At 74.1% G+C, this 15,201-nt stretch carries 16 protein-coding genes; 9 read left to right on the top strand and 7 right to left on the bottom strand.

Features of this window, described 5'->3' with window-relative positions; all coding sequences use genetic code 11:
- From H7965_RS11935 to H7965_RS11920, 4 genes are all read right to left on the bottom strand, one after another.
- Window positions 1-791: hypothetical protein (locus H7965_RS11935; RefSeq protein WP_222440575.1), on the bottom strand; the 791-nt coding region annotated here is incomplete at its 3' end.
- Between the two features lie 88 nt (window positions 792-879).
- Entirely contained in the window at window positions 880-2,022 is a 1,143-nt protein-coding gene (locus H7965_RS11930) for a hypothetical protein (RefSeq protein ID WP_186770801.1), read from the bottom strand.
- Window positions 2,023-2,024: 2 nt separating this feature from the next.
- Entirely contained in the window at window positions 2,025-3,257 is a 1,233-nt protein-coding gene (locus H7965_RS11925; protein WP_186770800.1) for a hypothetical protein, read from the bottom strand.
- A gap of 11 nt (window positions 3,258-3,268) precedes the next feature.
- On the bottom strand, window positions 3,269-5,032 hold the full coding sequence (locus H7965_RS11920; RefSeq protein ID WP_186770799.1) for a S1C family serine protease: 1,764 nt from the start codon (window positions 5,030-5,032) through the stop codon (window positions 3,269-3,271).
- Window positions 5,033-5,216: 184 nt separating this feature from the next.
- On the opposite strand from H7965_RS11920, the gene H7965_RS11915 reads away from it, so the two are divergent.
- The 8 genes from H7965_RS11915 to H7965_RS11880 all read left to right on the top strand — a co-directional run bounded on the left by H7965_RS11915 (window position 5,217) and on the right by H7965_RS11880 (window position 11,055).
- Window positions 5,217-5,630, top strand: coding sequence for a hypothetical protein (locus tag H7965_RS11915; RefSeq protein ID WP_186770798.1), 414 nt, complete (start codon window positions 5,217-5,219; stop codon window positions 5,628-5,630).
- Window positions 5,631-5,670: 40 nt separating this feature from the next.
- Window positions 5,671-6,114: an OmpA family protein gene (locus tag H7965_RS11910; protein ID WP_186770797.1), complete on the top strand. Its 444-nt coding sequence runs from the start codon at window positions 5,671-5,673 to the stop codon at window positions 6,112-6,114.
- A 46-nt stretch (window positions 6,115-6,160) separates the two neighbouring features.
- Window positions 6,161-6,883, top strand: coding sequence for a hypothetical protein (locus tag H7965_RS11905; protein ID WP_186770796.1), 723 nt, complete (start codon window positions 6,161-6,163; stop codon window positions 6,881-6,883).
- Between the two features lie 102 nt (window positions 6,884-6,985).
- Window positions 6,986-7,519, top strand: coding sequence for a hypothetical protein (locus tag H7965_RS11900; RefSeq protein ID WP_186770795.1), 534 nt, complete (start codon window positions 6,986-6,988; stop codon window positions 7,517-7,519).
- Window positions 7,520-7,599: 80 nt separating this feature from the next.
- A complete protein-coding gene (locus H7965_RS11895; protein WP_186770794.1) occupies window positions 7,600-8,580 on the top strand; it encodes a Bug family tripartite tricarboxylate transporter substrate binding protein in 981 nt (326 codons plus the stop codon).
- Complete coding sequence (locus H7965_RS11890; protein WP_186770793.1) at window positions 8,580-9,257, top strand: DNA-3-methyladenine glycosylase family protein; 678 nt, start codon at window positions 8,580-8,582, stop codon at window positions 9,255-9,257. Before H7965_RS11895 ends, H7965_RS11890 begins: the two co-directional genes overlap by 1 nt.
- A gap of 417 nt (window positions 9,258-9,674) precedes the next feature.
- Window positions 9,675-10,658: a metallophosphoesterase gene (locus tag H7965_RS11885; RefSeq protein WP_186770792.1), complete on the top strand. Its 984-nt coding sequence runs from the start codon at window positions 9,675-9,677 to the stop codon at window positions 10,656-10,658.
- Window positions 10,659-10,722: 64 nt separating this feature from the next.
- On the top strand, window positions 10,723-11,055 hold the full coding sequence (locus H7965_RS11880) for an FKBP-type peptidyl-prolyl cis-trans isomerase (RefSeq protein WP_186770791.1): 333 nt from the start codon (window positions 10,723-10,725) through the stop codon (window positions 11,053-11,055).
- 51 nt (window positions 11,056-11,106) lie between these two features.
- Here the strand turns inward: H7965_RS11880 and H7965_RS11875 are convergent, their stop codons facing one another.
- From H7965_RS11875 to H7965_RS11865, 3 genes are read right to left on the bottom strand one after another with little or no spacing between them, the layout of a single operon-like run.
- Window positions 11,107-11,862: an alpha/beta fold hydrolase gene (locus H7965_RS11875; protein ID WP_229682527.1), complete on the bottom strand. Its 756-nt coding sequence runs from the start codon at window positions 11,860-11,862 to the stop codon at window positions 11,107-11,109.
- Window positions 11,859-12,752, bottom strand: a complete 894-nt coding sequence (locus tag H7965_RS11870; RefSeq protein ID WP_186770790.1) for a DMT family transporter — start codon at window positions 12,750-12,752, stop codon at window positions 11,859-11,861. The genes H7965_RS11875 and H7965_RS11870 overlap by 4 nt, the downstream gene beginning before the upstream one ends.
- A 39-nt stretch (window positions 12,753-12,791) precedes the next feature.
- Window positions 12,792-13,799 carry an NAD(P)H-quinone oxidoreductase gene (locus H7965_RS11865; RefSeq protein ID WP_186770789.1) on the bottom strand — a complete coding sequence of 336 codons (1,008 nt, stop codon included), beginning with the start codon at window positions 13,797-13,799 and terminating at the stop codon, window positions 12,792-12,794.
- Between the two features lie 124 nt (window positions 13,800-13,923).
- Between H7965_RS11865 and H7965_RS11860 the strand changes: the two genes are divergently transcribed.
- The gene (locus H7965_RS11860; RefSeq protein WP_186770788.1) at window positions 13,924-15,198 is read left to right on the top strand and encodes an ABC transporter substrate-binding protein; all 1,275 of its coding nucleotides are present in this window, start codon (window positions 13,924-13,926) and stop codon (window positions 15,196-15,198) included.
- The last annotated feature ends 3 nt before the right edge of the window (window positions 15,199-15,201 follow it).

Raw genomic sequence — 15,201 nt, 5'->3', positions numbered from 1 at the left:
GGCGGCGGTGGCGGTGCCTCGGCGCGGCGCTCGGGGGGCGCGGGCGGCGGTGGGGGCGGCGCCACCGGCAGCGGGCAGGCGAGGCGGCGGCGGCCGCGCTCCTCCTCCAGCCGCGCCAGCTCGCCCTCCAGCGCATCCTGGCGCTCCGCCTCGCGGCTGGCCTCCTGGTAGATCGCCAGGCTGGCCGGATCGATGGTGCATTGCGGCACCGGCGGGAACAGCGCCGCCCCGGCCAGCGGCAGCAGCACCCCGGCGGCCAGCGCCAGCGCCGCCAGCGCCCCGCCTGCCAGCGCCCAAGCCCGCGTCGGGAAGCGCGGCGGCGGCTGCCAGGCAAGGCCATCGTCGAACCGCGCCAGCAGCCCGGCCGGCCGCTCCGCCCGGGCGTTCATCTGCGCCCAGGCGGTCAGTACCGGCCTGCCGTCCACGGCGAACACCGCGTCGAGGTCCGGCACCTCCCGCAGCGATGGCCAGGCGGCGGCCACGGCCGGCGCCGCGCCGCTCTCGCCCAGGCGGCGGATGTCGGAGAGGATCGCCCCCAGCGCCTCGGTCAGCGCCCGCCGGTCGGCCACCGGCAGGGCGCTGAAGACGCGGCTGCGACTGCCCGGGGCGTACCAGGCCAGCTCCTCCCCCTCGGCCACCGGCACCGCCAGCACCGCCGCATGCGCCGCGCCAAGCCCGGCGGCGATCTCCGCCACCAGCGCCGCATGCCATTCCGCCGGCGAGCGATCCGGCAGCAGAGGCCGCAAACCCGCCAGCCGGCGGCGGTCGAGGGTCAGCATCGTCTCGCTCATCGGCATGGCATCCCGCGGCAGGGGGCACGCCGCAAGCCACGCGGCGGCGCCAGCCTCGCCGTGCCGGGGCGGAAGCGGCCGGCCGACATCAGCGCACCGGGCAGTTCAGGCGGTATCGCCAGCGCGTGCTCGCGGAGGGCCCGATCACCACCACCTCCACCACGTAATCCCCGGGCTGCGGCCGCCAGTCGAAGCCGATCCGCCCGACGAAGCGGACCATGCCGGGGGTGGAGGCGACCACCCGCCCGCGGTAGCGCACCTCGATCATGTCCGCCTCCCGCAGCGTATTGTAGTCGAGCGTGACCGGCCCAGGGGTCGGCCCCAGGAAGTGCCGGGTCCGCGTCTCCCCGGCGCCGCCGGATTGCGTGTCGACATCGCAGGGCTGGGTGCCGGGCGGGGGGCGCGGCGGTTCCTCCCGCCGTGGCGGACGCTGCGGCGGGGGCGGCGGTGGCGGTGCCTCGGCGCGGCGCTCGGGGGGCGCGGGCGGCGGTGGGGGCGGCGCCACCGGCAGCGGGCAGGCGAGGCGGCGGCGGCCGCGCTCCTCCTCCAGCCGCGCCAGCTCGCCCTCCAGCGCATCCTGGCGCTCCGCCTCGCGGCTGGCCTCCTGGTAGATCGCCAGGCTGGCCGGATCGATGGTGCATTGCGGCACCGGCGGGAACAGCGCCGCCCCGGCCAGCGGCAGCAGCACCCCGGCGGCCAGCGCCAGCGCCGCCAGCGCCCCGCCTGCCAGCGCCCAAGCCCGCGTCGGGAAGCGCGGCGGCGGCTGCCAGGCAAGGCCATCGTCGAACCGCGCCAGCAGCCCGGCCGGCCGCTCCGCCCGGGCGTTCATCTGCGCCCAGGCGGTCAGTACCGGCCTGCCGTCCACGGCGAACACCGCGTCGAGGTCCGGCACCTCCCGCAGCGATGGCCAGGCGGCGGCCACGGCCGGCGCCGCGCCGCTCTCGCCCAGGCGGCGGATGTCGGAGAGGATCGCCCCCAGCGCCTCGGTCAGCGCCCGCCGGTCGGCCACCAGCAGGGCGCTGAAGACGCGGCTGCGGCTGCCCGGGGCGTACCAGGCCAGTTCCTCCCCCTCAGCCACCGGCACCGCCAGCACCGCCGCATGCGCCGCGCCAAGCCCGGCGGTGATCTCCGCCACCAGTGCCGCATGCCATTCCGCCGGCGAGCGATCCGGCAGCAGAGGCCGCAAACTCGCCAGCCGGCGGCGGTCGAGCAGCAGGGTGCCGCCGCTCATCCTCAGGGCACTTCGACGGTGGTCACCGGCTGCCGGTCAGCCCCTGCCCGGCCGATCCCGGTGACGACGCGATCCTCGCGGCCCGCCTGGCGGATGGTGACGCGGAACGGCACCGCATTCTGCCCGCGCGGCGCATAATTCATCACCTCGACCCGGTAGGTGCCGGAGGCCGGCGTCGCCCAGCGGGCATTCTCTACCGGGGAGGACATCTGCCGCTCGGCATTGGCGTCCACATCCAGTTCGCCGCCGCAGATCCGCCGCGCCCCCCAGAACAGCCGGGCGCCATTCGGGCAGGTGACATGCAGGTCGAGGTCGGAATTGCCCTCCCACGCCAGGACGATCTGCAGTTGGCCGGTCTGGCCGCCTTCGCGCGCCGCCCGTTCGAGGTCGGCGTTGCGCGGCGGCTCCGGTGCGGTGGCGGGCGGTGCCACCGGGGTCGGCGCCGGGACCGGCGCGCAGGTGGCCCGGCGCGCCGCGGCATCGGTGACCAGCCGGGCCAGTTCCCGGCGCAACGCGCCCTCGCGTTCGGACGCCTCGCGCAGCCCGGCCAGCGCCGCCAGATCCTCCGGGCTGGCGACGCAGGCGCTCTCCTGCGGCCGCAGCAGGCCGAAGGGGTCGCGCCAGGCGAAGAGCAGCGCCAGCAGCAGCAGCGCCAACGCCCCGGCCAGCGCCGCCACCAGAGGCCACAGCCGCGGCCCCGGGGGCACCGGCGGGGCCGGCGGCGGCAGGATCTGCATCGGCACATCGGCCGCCGCCATGCGTCCGGTCAGCGTCTCCGCCGCCGCCGCCACGCCGGCCCGCTCATGCCCCCAGGCGACCAGCACCGGCCGGCCGTCGATCCGCCAGAGATTGCGCGCCTCCGGCGCGGGCAGGGTCAGCGCCGCCTGGATCAGCGTCGCCATGAAGCGGGAGGAAGCGTCGGGCCGGCTGCCGATCCGTCCGGCCAGCGCCCGGATCTCCTCCCGCATCGCGTGCCAACGGGCGAGCAGCGCCTCGCGCTCGGCCTCCGGCAGGGTATCGGCGCGGGCCGCGGTGCCGGAGCCCTCGGCGTACCAGTCGATCTCGCCGCGCGCCGCATCGCGCTGCGGCTCGGCGAAGAGCGCGGCATGGGCCGGGCTGAGCTCGGCGCCGATCTGCGCCGTCAGCGCGTCCCAGTGGTCGACCGCCAGCGTGCCGCCGGCGCCGAGGGCCTGGTACTCCGCGCTGCCGGTGACGGCGATGCGACGCGTGGGCATGGCCTAGCCGATCATCGCTGCGGTGGCGTGGCAGGCGGCGTCGCGGGGGCCGCGGCCGGAGCAGGCGCCACAGCGGGGGCCGGCGCGGCCGCCGGGGCCGCGGCGGCGGGTGGCGGCGGCGCCGGCTGCGGCCGGCAGGCATCCGCCAGCACCGTCGCTGTCAGGTTGTTGCCGCGCAGGAACTCGGCCAGGCTGTCCGACTTCTGCGCGTAGCTGATGGTCACCGGCATCCGGTCGCTGGACCGGCCGAAGGTGTTCACCCCGACCACCCGGCCGCAGGCATCGACCAGCGGCCCGCCGGAGGAGCCGGGCGAGATCTGCGCGCTGTGCGGCAGCGCCTGCAGGCCCGAGGGGAAGGGCTGCACCGCATTGATCCGCCCGTCCGAGAGGATCGGCTGCAGATTGGCGACCGCCGAGGCATCGCCGCGGATCAACCCCTGGTAGGCCGGGTCGGCCGAGGAAACGAGCGACGGGAAGCCGGCCGCGATCACCTCGTCCAACCGCCCGACCGCGGTGGTCAGGCCGAGCGGCTGCACCGGCTGCACCGGCACCCGCAGCACCGCGAAATCCGGCGTGCCGATGTCGGAGCCCGGGGTGCCCGCCGCCAGCTCCGCCGGCACGACGCGGCCGAGGACGCGGCTGGCGACGGTGATCTCGCGGCCGGATTCGACGACGTGCTTGTTGGTGACGATCAGTTCGGGCGTGATGAAGAAGCCGGTGCCGGTGCCGGTGGACTGGGCGTTGCGCACGATGACCAGCACCACGCCCTGGTCGAGCAGCTCCGCCAGTTGGCCCTCGAAGCGCGGCCGGTCGGGCGCCGGCGGCGGCAGCGCCGCAGGCGGCACCGGCGCGGCGCGATCGGGGCCGAGCCGCGGCTCGCCCGGCGTCGCCAGGCACATATTGCCCTCGAGCGCGCTGCGGGCGTCGACGATGCGGCGCTCCAGCGCCTCGTTCTGCTGGCGCTGCAAATCAATGGCGCGGCGCAGCTCGGCATCGTCCTGCACCACCCGGGCGGTGTTGTTCCGCGCCGCCAGCTGGTCCTGCACGATGCGGGCGCCGATCCAGATGCCGAGCGCAAGGAAGATGGCGGCCACGGCGATGGCAGCCGGCGCCAGGAAGCGGTTGCCGGGATTGGTGGCCACCGGCGCGGCGACGCGCGGCGGCGGCGAGGGCAGCGGCGCGGCGGTCGCGGCGGCAGCGCCGGTGACCGCCGCGGTGGCGGTCGCGGCGGCAGCGCCGGTGACCGCCGCGGTGGCGGTCGCTGCCGCGGCAGGCGGCGAGGCCACGGCCGGCAGGTAGCCGCCGAGGCCGGACCGCATCGCGCGGTCCAGCGCCGCCGGCGTCTCGCCGAGGCCGGGCGGGGCGAGGCCCCAATCGGTCAGCACCGGCACGCCGCCGACCACCTGCACCGCCCCGGCATCCGGCACCACCAGCGCCCGGCGCAGCCAGGCGCCGACATCCTGGTCGGTCAGCAGTGGCTGCAGCCGGGCCAGGATGCGGCGCAGCCGATCCTCCGCCGCCTGCCGCGCGCTGGCCTCAAGCTGCGCCAGCGGGGTGATGTCCCCGGGCAGCGCGGACAGCCAGTCGACGCTGCCATCGGCGGTGCCGTTGCCGAGGGTGACCACCGGCGTGGCGAACAGGCTGGCCGCCTCGGCGCCGGCAAGGTTGGCGAGCTGGGCCGTCGCGCGGGCGTGGTCGTCATGCACGCTGCGGGTGCCGAGGCGAAAGGGGACCCGGCCATTCAGCCCGGTGCGGGCAAGGCGACGGTCAGCCATTGGTCAGCGCGGCCTCCTCGCTGCGGGGATTGTCAACCACACCTGCCGACAATCGGTCAGGCACAGGCCATGCCGGCCGAACTCTGTTGCCGCAGTGTAGCGTGGGCCTGATCCTTCGTGCAGTCTAGCCGGCGCACGCTGGAGAGGTTTGATGCACACATCTTGCGCCATTCGGCAGAGAGGCATGCGGCGCGGGCTGGCGATCGCCGGTGGCGCCATGCTGGCCGCGGCGCTGCTCTCCGCGCCGGCATTGGCCCAGTTCGGCGCCGATGGGCCGAAGCCCGGCGCCGCCCGCCCGGCGGTGCCGGCGGCGCCGCGGCCGGTCGCACCGCGGGCGGTGCCGCCACCGCCCGCCGCGCCGCAACCCACTGCCCAGCCGCCCGGTGCCGCGGCCGAGGATCCGCTCGTCGCCGCCACCGGCGACCGGATGCTGCCGCCGCAGCTGCGCGGCCTGCGCGATACCCAGCCGCCGGAGCCGGAACTGGTGGCGCGCCGCGCCGGGCTCAGGCTGCGCACCAGCCGGCCCACGGACCTGCGCAACACCGGAACCCCGCCTTCCGCGGCGGAGTTCGGCGCCCTCCTCGCGCCACCCCGCTGACCTCCCTCCGCCTCGCACCGCCCACCGGAACCGCCCGATCATGCGCCTGTCCCGACGTCCCTTCCTGGCCCTTGCCGGCGCCGGGCTGCTTGCCGCCTGCGAGCAGCAGACCCAGCCCGCCACCGGCATGCTGCCCCCCGAGGCCAGCGTGGTGCTGCGGGCGACCTTCGCCTTCAACTCCTACCGGCTGCCGCCCGGCTCGGATGCCGAGCTGGATGCGCTCGCCCAGGCGATGAGCAGCGGACCACAGCTCCAGCTCGCGCAGTTCGACATCAACGGCCACACCGACGTCGTCGGCCGGCTCGGTTACAACATGGGGCTGTCGATGCTGCGCGCCGGCGCGGTGGTGGATGCGCTGGTCAGCCGCGGCGTCATCGCCACGCGGCTGCGGCCGCAGGGCTTCGGGCCGCTGCAACTGCTGGATCCCGCCAATCCGCGCAGCGGCGTGAACCGCAGGGTGGAGGTGGTGGCGCGCTACGCCTGAACCGCGCCGGCCGGACGTCGAGACAACCGAACCAGAGGACATGGCCATGGGCCTGATGCGCGTGCTTGGACAAGGACGGTGCGGGCTGCTCGCCGCACTCCTGCTGCTGGTCGCCGCCTGCACCCAGACATCGATGATGGAGCCCGGCCTGTCGCCGCAACAGCAGGCGCTGCGCGGCGGCCTCGGCCAGCATGAGAACGTCGACTACGTACCGCGTGTCCGCACCGGGGAGACGATGCTTGAGGGCGCAGTGCTGCTCGGCCTGCTCGGCGCCGGCGTCGGCGCGCTGGCGGGCGGTGGCCGCGGTGCGGCGATCGGCGCCGGGGCGGGCGCGGTGGCCGGGGCCGGCGGTGGCGCGCTGGTGGCGCAGAATGCCCAGACGCAGGCAAACCGGGAGGCGGCGCTACGCGCCTCGATCAACCGGGCCAATGCCGATGCGCAGAAATTCCGCGGCTATGCGATGGCGGCCAACCAGGTCGCGGCCGAGGCGCGGCAGCGGATCGCCCAGCTCAATGCCCGCTACCAGGCGGGGCAGATCACCGCGGGCCAGTTCCGCAGCGAGACCGCCTCCTACCAGCGCGACCTGCAGGCGATGCGGGCCCTGATCGCCGACGGCCGCCGGGTGCAGGGCGGCATGAGCACCGCGGCCGCCTCCTCCGGCCAGGGCTTCATCGGGCCGACCCAGGGCGTCGGCGCCTCGGTCGCTGACATGCATCGGGCGGAGGCGGAGCTGGCGCGGTCGCTGGCCATGGTGCCCGGCGGCATCTGAGGGCTGCGCGCCGCGGGCGGCAGTGCCTGGCGCCAGGCATCGTGATACGCGCTGCCGGGCCGCGGGCCCACGGGCAAGCACAAGGGAATGGAGGGCAGCAGGATGCGACAGGTAACGGAGCCTCGGATGCGGCAGGGCGGCATCCGCCATCGGCCTGGCCTCTGGCTCGGCGCCCTGGCGTTGCTCGGGCTCGGCGCCTGCGCGCCAGGGCCGGGCGGCTGTGATCCGACGCAGACCACCTTCATCAGCGGCATCGCCTGCTCCGCCAGCGGCGGCTACACCCAGCGCCAGCAGGTGCTCTCGACCGAGAGCAGCGCCGCGCAGGGGCGGGCGGCCGAGGCGCGCGAGGCGGCCGCCGGGGCGGAGATCCGCCGCGACGACGCTCGCGCCCAGCTTGCCGCCACCGAGCGTCGGGTGCGGCGGCAGAACGCCGAGCTTGCCACGCTGCGCCAGCGGCTCGACCGGCTCCGCGCCGAGCGCGGCGCGGCCAGCGCCCAGGTGCGCGAGGCCGAGGCGGCGCTGGCCGAGGCCGATCGCATCCGCGCCGCCGGCGGCCGCAGCGCCGGCGACCTCGCGGCGCGCGACGCGGCGCAGCGGCGGGCACGGGAGAACATCGACGCGCTGATCGGCTTCTGAGCCGAGCCGTTGCCGCGGCGGCGGTTGCTGCGGCAGCCGGGCCTTGCTACGGGCTGCGCAACCAATCCGGAAAATCTGCCATGCCCACCCGCCGCCGCTGGCTCGGCGCCACCGCCGCCACCCTGCTCGCCGCCCCCGTCCTGGCCCCCGGCGCCCGCGCCCAGCCCGACTTCCCCAGCCGGCCGCTGCGGATCATCGTCGGCTATCCACCGGGCGGCGTCACCGACATCGTCGCCCGTATCATCGCCGAGCCGCTGTCGCGCCGGCTCGGCCAGCCGGTGGTGATCGAAAACCGGGCCGGTGCCGGCGGCAACATCGGCGCCCAGGCCGCCGCCGCGGCGGAGCCGGACGGCTATACGCTGCTGGTCGGCACCGCCGCCATGTTCGGCGTGAACCCGCTGCTCTACGCCAATTCCGGGGTCGATCTGGTGCGGGACTTCGCCGTGCTCGGCACCATCAATGACATGGCCAATGTGCTGTCGGTCAATCCGAAGCGCCTCGATGTCTCATCGGTGGCGGAGCTGGTGGCGCGCGGCAAGTCCGGCGGGCTGATCTTCGGCTCGGTCGGCAACGGCAGTTCATCGCATCTCTGCGCCACGCTGCTGCTGCAGCTCGGCGGCTTCGAGGCGACGCATGTGCCCTATCGCGGCTCCTCCCCGGCGGTCGCGGCGCTGCTGGCCGGGGAGTTCGACTTCCTGTTCGACACCACCGCCACCTCCACGCAGCAAATCCGCGCCGGCACCTTCCGTGCCCTCGGCGTCAGCACCGCCAAACGCGCCTCCGCCCTGCCCGAGGTGCCGACGATGCAGGAGGCCGGGCTCGCCGGCTACGCCGTCTCCGTGTGGAATACGCTGCTGGTGCACCGCCGTACGCCGGAGGCCGTCGCCGCGCGGCTGCGCCAGGCCTTCGCCGAAGCCATGGACGAGGCCACCCAGGCGCGGCTGCGGGCAAGCTTCGTCGACCCGCTGCTGGTGCCCCCCGCCGATCTGCCACGCTGGCTGGAAGCGGAGCGGACCACTTGGCTCGGGATGTCGCGTGCCGCCAAGCTTTCGGTGGACTGATGGTCGAGAATGTCGGCACCGGCGCGCCGCCGGCCGCCGCCAGTGCCGGCTGGGCGAAGGCAGAGCGGGCGCTGCGGCGCGATCCGGTGCTGAAACGGGTGATCCGCCAGATCGGCCCCTGCACCCTCGCCCCGGTGCAGCGCGAGCCCTATGAGGCGCTGATCCGCGCCATTGCCCATCAGCAGGTGCATGGCCGCGCCGCCGAGGCGATCCTCGGCCGCTTCCTGGCGCAGCACCCGGGCGAGGCCTTCCCCGCACCCGCCGCGGTGCTGGCCATGGATGTCGCGGCGATGCGGGCCTGCGGCTTCTCGCAATCCAAGGTCGCGGCCATCCGCGATATCGCCGAGAAGGCCGCCGGCGGGCTGGTACCGCCGCTGCAGGGCTGCGCCCGGCTCTCGGATGAGGCGCTGATCGAGCGGCTGGTGGCGATCCGCGGCGTCGGCCGCTGGACGGTGGAGATGTTGCTGATCTTCACCCTGGGCCGCCCGGATGTACTGCCGGTGGATGATTTCGGGGTGCGCGAGGGCTGGCGGGTGGCGGCGGGGCTGGAAGCCCAGCCGAAGCCGAAGGCGCTGGCCGAGATCGGCCAGGCCTGGGCACCCTGGCGCAGCATCGCCGCCTGGTATCTGTGGCGGGCGGCGGATGCGGCGAAACGAAGCGTGTTCAAGCCGCAATAAGCGGCGTCGGAGCCGGCTCCGTGCGAGCCGGGAATCAGGAGGCCGGCGCGACTCATTCCGGCTGAACGGCGCCGGGGACGGAACGGCAGCGGGTGGGCGGCCGACGCCGCCGCTCGGCCTGCCGGGTTGATCCATGCGGCAGCGCCACCCATATCCTCCACCGAGGATGCGTGTATCTCTGTCGCGGCGACGCCGGTGATTTTTCGGCGACCTGCTCCACACATTGCCTGGACGCCGCACGCGCCGCAGCTTAAGCCCTGCGGCGCGAAACCCGGCGCGACGGTTCAGAGTCCGTCAGCAACCGGCGGTCCATAAAGGGGGAAATGCCTGAAGCCGCGCTGCGCTCGCAGGGCGTCCTGCGGCATCGGGCATGATCGGGGGCATCGCGCGCGGCGCGGTCGCAATTTGGGGTCTGGCATGGACGGCGATTTGGCGGCGCTTGCGCTCCGGGACTCCGGTGAGCTGAGCCGTGAGACGGGGCTTGACCCTGTAGTACGAGACACGCAGCGCAAGGGGTTGCGCCGGCGCCGCCTGCTGCGCTGGGCCGGCGGCATCGGTGCCGGCGGGGCCGGGCTGGGCGGCTATGCCACGGCCTTGGAGCCCGGCGTCCGGCTGCGGGTGGTCCACCACCGCATCAGCCCACCGAACTGGCCGCGCGGGCTGCCGCTCTCCATCGCGCTGATCGCCGACCCGCATTGTGGCGGGCCGCATACTCCGCTGGCCCGGCTGTCCCGCGCCGTCGCCATGACCAATGCGCAGAAGCCCGACATGGTGGTGCTGCTGGGCGACTACCTGGCCGACCACCGCTTCGTCTCCGAGCGCCCGAGCATGCGCCAGGTGGCGGATGTGCTGGCCGGGCTGCGCGCGCCACTTGGCGTGCATGCCATCCTCGGCAACCACGACTGGTGGGAAGATCCGGCGGCCCAGGCGAAGCAGGTGCCGATGCCCTTCGCCGCGGCGGATTTCGCCGCCGCCGGCCTGCCCATCCTGCACAATGAGGTCCGCCCGCTGGAGCATCAGGGCCAGCGCATCTGGCTGGCCGGGCTCGGCAGCCAGTGGTCCTACGGCCGCCGCGGCAGCTGGCACGGCACGGACGACCTGCCCGGCACGCTGGCGCAGGTCACCGATGGCGCGCCTACCATCCTGCTGGCGCATGAGCCGGATATCTTCCCGCAAGTGCCGTCCCGGGTGGCGGTGACGCTTTCCGGCCATACCCATGGCGGACAGGTGCGCGCCTTCGGCTGGTCGCCGGTCGTGCCCAGCCGCTTCGGCAACCGCTTCGCCTATGGGTCGATCATCGAGGATCGGCGTCACCTGGTGGTGTCGGGCGGTATCGGCAATTCGATCATGCCGGTGCGCTTCGGCATGCCGCCGGAGATCACCATGGTGGAGCTGAGCTGAGCCGCCGGGTTCCACGGGCGGTCACCGCGGGCTAAAGCCTCCCCCAGACGAGGAGAGCGACACCATGACCGACCGCACCATCGGCACCGGCGAGACCGCGACCGCCGGCCAGAATGTCGAGGTCCATTACACCGGCTGGCTGTTCGACGCCGCCGCCACCGACAACAAGGGCCGCAAGTTCGACAGCTCGCGCGACCGCGGCGAGCCTTTCCGCTTCCAGCTCGGCGCCGGCCATGTGATCGCCGGCTGGGACCAGGGCGTGCAAGGCATGAAGGTGGGCGGCCACCGCACCCTGGTGATCCCGCCGGAGCTTGGCTACGGGGCGCGCGGCGCCGGCGGCGTGATCCCGCCGAATGCGACGCTGGTCTTCGACGTCGAGCTGCTCGGCGTCGGCTGAGGCCGGAGAAGGTGCTTCACGCGGGTCCTGTCCGGCCCGCGTGACGCCTGGTCAACCCGCGGCCAGGAAGGGTTCCACCAATGCCAAGAACCCCGCGGGGTTCTCGGCATGCACCCAGTGGCCGGTGCCGGGCACGATGGCGAATTCCACCCGGGGGAACAGCGCCCGGATGCGCGCGTGATAGGCCGGGCGGATGTAGTTGGAGCGCTCTCCGGCCAGCACCAGCACCGGGCCGTCGTAGCGGGCCGCCACCTCGGGGAAGCCCTCCAGCAGCGGCATGGCGGCGGCGATCTCCTCCAGCCCGAGGCGCCAGGACGGGGCACCCTCGCCCAACCGCAGGTTGTGCAGCAGGAAGGCGCGGACGCCGGCCTCCGGTACCGCCCCGGCCAGCGCCGCATCGGCCTCCCGCCGGGTCAGGCCAGGGTGCATCGGCACCGCCCGCATCGCCTCGACATAGCCGCGCAACGTCGGCGGGTAGGTGACCGGGGCGATATCGGCGACCACCAGCCGCGTCACCAGCTCCGGCCGGCCTAGCGCCAGCATCATCGCCACCTTGCCCCCCATGGAGTGGCCGAGCACCGCCATCGGCCCCGCCATGGCCCCGGCCACCGCCGCCGCCATGCGCGGGTAGTCCATTGCCTTGTCATGCGCCGAGGCGCCATGGCTCGGCAGGTCGAGCGCCAGCACCCGATGATGCGCCGCCAGCCGCTTCTGGATGCTGCCCCAGTTCTGCGCGCTGCCGAACAGCCCGTGCAGCAGCACGACCGGCGGCCCCTCCCCCAGTTCCACCCGATGCAACATCGTCATCGCCGCCTCGCCTGCCCCAGCGCCGCCAGCACTAAGCTGAGGCCGATCAGCCCGCCGCCCGCCAGCACGTCCCAGCCCAACGCCTCGCCCAGCCAAAGGGTCGAGATCGCCACGCCAAGCGTCGGCACCAGCAGGAACCCCACCGAGGCCATGAGGCCGGACAGCCGGCGCCCGGTCTCGATCGTCGCCCAGGTACCGAGCGGCGCGGCGACGGCGCCGACGAAGGCCGCATGCGGCCAGGACTCCCAGCCGATGCCGCCGGCCGGCTCCCGCCACAGCGCCAGCGGCAGCAATATCGCCGCGCCCAGGCCGAAGCTCCAGGGCAGCAGGTCGAGCACCGGCCGGCGCGGCGGGAAGCGGCGGGTGACGAGGATTGCCAGGCTCCAGAACAGGCTGGCCAGCAGCAGCATGGCGTAGCCGGGCAGCAGCGCCGTGGCATCGGCCCCCGCCATCGCCCAGGGCTGCATCAGCACCACCACCCCGGCCAGCCCGACCAGCGTCGCCAGCCATTGCAGCGCAGCGACCCGTTCCCCCAGCAGCCAGACCGAGAGCGGGATCAGCCAGAAGATCGTCACATTGGCGAGGATCGCGGTGCGCCCGGCCGGGATGTAGTCCAGCGCCAGATGCGCCAGGGCGAAGAAGCCGCCGAGCTGCAGGGTGCCAAGGGCGATGATGCTGGGCCAATCCTCCCGCGCCGGCTGGCGCAGCCGCCGCATCGCCGCCAGCAGCAGGGTGACGACGGAGCCCGCCATGGCGGCACGATTGAAGGCGAACCACAGCGGCGTGGCATGTGCCAGCGCCGCCTTGGTCACCGGCCAGATACCGCCGAACAGCACCACCGAGATGGCGAGATAATGCAGGCCGTCGCGCAGCCGGCCCGGTTCAGGCAAGTGAATACGGCCGCGTCACGCCCGCACGGCCCGGTGCGATCACTCCGCCACCTTCAGCATGATCTTGCCGATGTGCTGGCTGCTTTCCATCAGCGCATGCGCCGCCGCCGCCTGGTCCAGCGGGAACACCTGGTAGATCGGCGGGGCGCAGCGCCCGGCCTCCAGCAGCGGCCAGACCTTCTCGCGCAGCGCCGCGGCGATGGCGCCCTTCTGCGCCGTGGTGCGCGGCCGCATGGTGCTGCCGGTGACGGTGAGCCGCCGCGTCATCACCGGCCGCAGATCCGCCTTCGCCACCTCGAACCCGCCGAGGAAGGCGATGATCACCAGCCGCCCATCCATCCCGAGGCAACGCAGGTTGCGGTTGAAGTAGTCGGCGCCGACCATGTCGAGCACGACATCGGCCAGCCTGCCGTCGGTGGCGCGCTTCACCTCCGCGACGAAATCCTGGGTCCGGTAGTCGATCGCCACATCCGCGCCGAGGCCGCGCATCGCCTCGCATTTCGCGGCGCTGCCGGCAGTCGCGATCACCGTCGCGCCGAAGGCCTTGGCCAGCTGGATCGCGGTGACGCCGATGCCGGAGGTGCCGCCATGGACCAGCACGGTTTCGCCCGCCGCCAGCCGTCCGTGGCCGAACAGGTTGGCCCAGACGGTGAAGAAGGTCTCCGGCAGCGCCGCGGCGCGGATCGCGTCGAACCCTTTCGGCCAAGGCAGGCATTGCGCCGCGGGCGCGGTGCAATACTCGGCATAGGCGCCGCCGTTGGTCAGCGCGCAGACCTTGTCGCCAACCTTCCAGGCCCCCGCTTCCGGCCCCACCGCGACCACCTCGCCCGCGGTCTCGAGGCCGATGACCGAGCTGGCACCGGGCGGCGGCGGATACTCGCCCTTGCGCTGCGCGACATCCGGGCGATTGACGCCGGTGGCGAGCACGCGGATCAGCACCTCATCCGGCTTCGGCTGCGGCAGCGGGCCGCGCTGCGGCACCAGCACCTCGGGCGCGCCGCCCTTGCCGTGGTCGATGAGGATCATGGTCTCTGGCAGCGTCGGCATGGCGCATTCCCTCCCCAGGCGGGCGCGGAGGTTTCCGCGCGGGCGCCACTTCCGTCAAGCGCGGGGTTGCCAGCGCGGGCCGGCGCGGGGAGTATCGCGCACGCCTTGCCACCGGAACCGCGCCATGACCGGCACAGCCCGCCGCCCGCTGCTGGGCAGCCTCGCCGCTTTGGCCGCCCCCTTCCTCCGGGCGCGCCCCGCCACCGCGCAGCAGCCGACTGCCCCAGCGAATGAACTGCGGCTCGGCGCGCTGTTTCCCTTTACCGGCAGCTTCACCCTGCTGGGTGACGAAAGCTTCCGCGGCCTGGAGTTGGCGGCGGAGGAGCGCAACGCCGCCGGCGGGCTGCTCGGCCGCCCCGTCCGGCTGGTGAAGGGCGACGCGATGGACCAGGCCCAGGCGCTGGCCGAGGTGCGCCGGCTGATCGGCGAGGCCCGCGTCGCCGCGGTCTTCGGCACCTATGCCTCGCCGCTCGCCTTCGCCGCCACCCAGGCGGCCGAGTTGGCCGGCATTCCGTATTTCGAGCTGGGTGCGATCGCCGACCCGATCACCGACCGCGGCTTCCGCTACGTCTTTCGCACCTGCCCGCGCGCCAGCGATTTCGCGCGGGAAAGCGTGAACGCCATCCCCGACGCGCTCTGCCCGATCCTCGGCCTGGCGCCGGAGGCGCGGGCAAGCCTCAGGCCGGAGACGCTGAAGCTCGCCATCCTGCATGAGGACGGGCTGTACGGGCAGAGCGTCGGCGGCTTCCAGGAGGTGCAGATCAAGGCGCGTGGCCTGAACCTGGTGGAGAAGCTGGCCTATGGCGCGCGCAGCATCGACCTGTCGGCGATGATCCAGCGGCTGCACGGGCTCGGCGCCGATGTGGTGCTGCACACCGGCTACCAGAACGACATCGTGCTGTTCTACCGCGGCCTGCGGGAGGCCGGCTGGTGGCCACGCATGGTGATCGGCGCTGGCGCCGGCTACAGCCTGACCGACACCGCCCGCGCCATCGGCCCGGATTTCGACGGCACGATGAATGTCGATTTCACCCCTTTCGCGGTGAACGAGCGCGCCGCCCCGGGTGCCGCCGCCTTTGCCGAGCTGTACCAGCGGCGCTACGGCAGCGAGCCGCGGTCCGGCCACTCGCTGGCGAATTACGTCGGCGCACAGATCGGCTTCGATGCGCTGCACCGCGCCGGCGGCACCGACAAGGACAAGCTGCGCGCCGCGGTGCTGGCGACGGATGTGGCGGAAGGCACCACCGCCACCGGCTGGGGTGCCCGCTTCGACGAGAAGGGCCAGAACCAGCGCGCCCGGCCCTTCCTGCTGCAATGGCAGGGCAACCGGCTGATGACCGTCTCCCCTGCCGAGGCGGCCGTCGCCGTCCTGCAGCCACGGCTGGGTGCGAAAGGGTGAGGC

The sequence above is a fragment of the Siccirubricoccus deserti genome (assembly GCF_014283215.1).
In the GTDB taxonomy this organism is placed as follows: domain Bacteria; phylum Pseudomonadota; class Alphaproteobacteria; order Acetobacterales; family Acetobacteraceae; genus Siccirubricoccus; species Siccirubricoccus deserti.
Note: the sequence above shows the minus strand (reverse complement) of the source record. Positions and strands in the feature narration are given on the sequence as shown.

What these genes read in the sequence shown, in the direction of transcription:
- H7965_RS11930 (WP_186770801.1), bottom strand. Translation starts at nt 2,022, where the DNA reads ATGAGCGGCGGCACCCTGCTGCTCGACCGCCGCCGGCTGGCGAGTTTG.
- H7965_RS11925 (WP_186770800.1), bottom strand. Translation starts at nt 3,257, where the DNA reads ATGCCCACGCGTCGCATCGCCGTCACCGGCAGCGCGGAGTACCAGGCC.
- H7965_RS11920 (WP_186770799.1), bottom strand. Translation starts at nt 5,032, where the DNA reads ATGGCTGACCGTCGCCTTGCCCGCACCGGGCTGAATGGCCGGGTCCCC.
- H7965_RS11915 (WP_186770798.1), top strand. Translation starts at nt 5,217, where the DNA reads ATGCGGCGCGGGCTGGCGATCGCCGGTGGCGCCATGCTGGCCGCGGCG.
- H7965_RS11910 (WP_186770797.1), top strand. Translation starts at nt 5,671, where the DNA reads ATGCGCCTGTCCCGACGTCCCTTCCTGGCCCTTGCCGGCGCCGGGCTG.
- H7965_RS11905 (WP_186770796.1), top strand. Translation starts at nt 6,161, where the DNA reads ATGGGCCTGATGCGCGTGCTTGGACAAGGACGGTGCGGGCTGCTCGCC.
- H7965_RS11900 (WP_186770795.1), top strand. Translation starts at nt 6,986, where the DNA reads ATGCGACAGGTAACGGAGCCTCGGATGCGGCAGGGCGGCATCCGCCAT.
- H7965_RS11895 (WP_186770794.1), top strand. Translation starts at nt 7,600, where the DNA reads ATGCCCACCCGCCGCCGCTGGCTCGGCGCCACCGCCGCCACCCTGCTC.
- H7965_RS11890 (WP_186770793.1), top strand. Translation starts at nt 8,580, where the DNA reads ATGGTCGAGAATGTCGGCACCGGCGCGCCGCCGGCCGCCGCCAGTGCC.
- H7965_RS11885 (WP_186770792.1), top strand. Translation starts at nt 9,675, where the DNA reads ATGGACGGCGATTTGGCGGCGCTTGCGCTCCGGGACTCCGGTGAGCTG.
- H7965_RS11880 (WP_186770791.1), top strand. Translation starts at nt 10,723, where the DNA reads ATGACCGACCGCACCATCGGCACCGGCGAGACCGCGACCGCCGGCCAG.
- H7965_RS11875 (WP_229682527.1), bottom strand. Translation starts at nt 11,862, where the DNA reads ATGACGATGTTGCATCGGGTGGAACTGGGGGAGGGGCCGCCGGTCGTG.
- H7965_RS11865 (WP_186770789.1), bottom strand. Translation starts at nt 13,799, where the DNA reads ATGCCGACGCTGCCAGAGACCATGATCCTCATCGACCACGGCAAGGGC.
- H7965_RS11860 (WP_186770788.1), top strand. Translation starts at nt 13,924, where the DNA reads ATGACCGGCACAGCCCGCCGCCCGCTGCTGGGCAGCCTCGCCGCTTTG.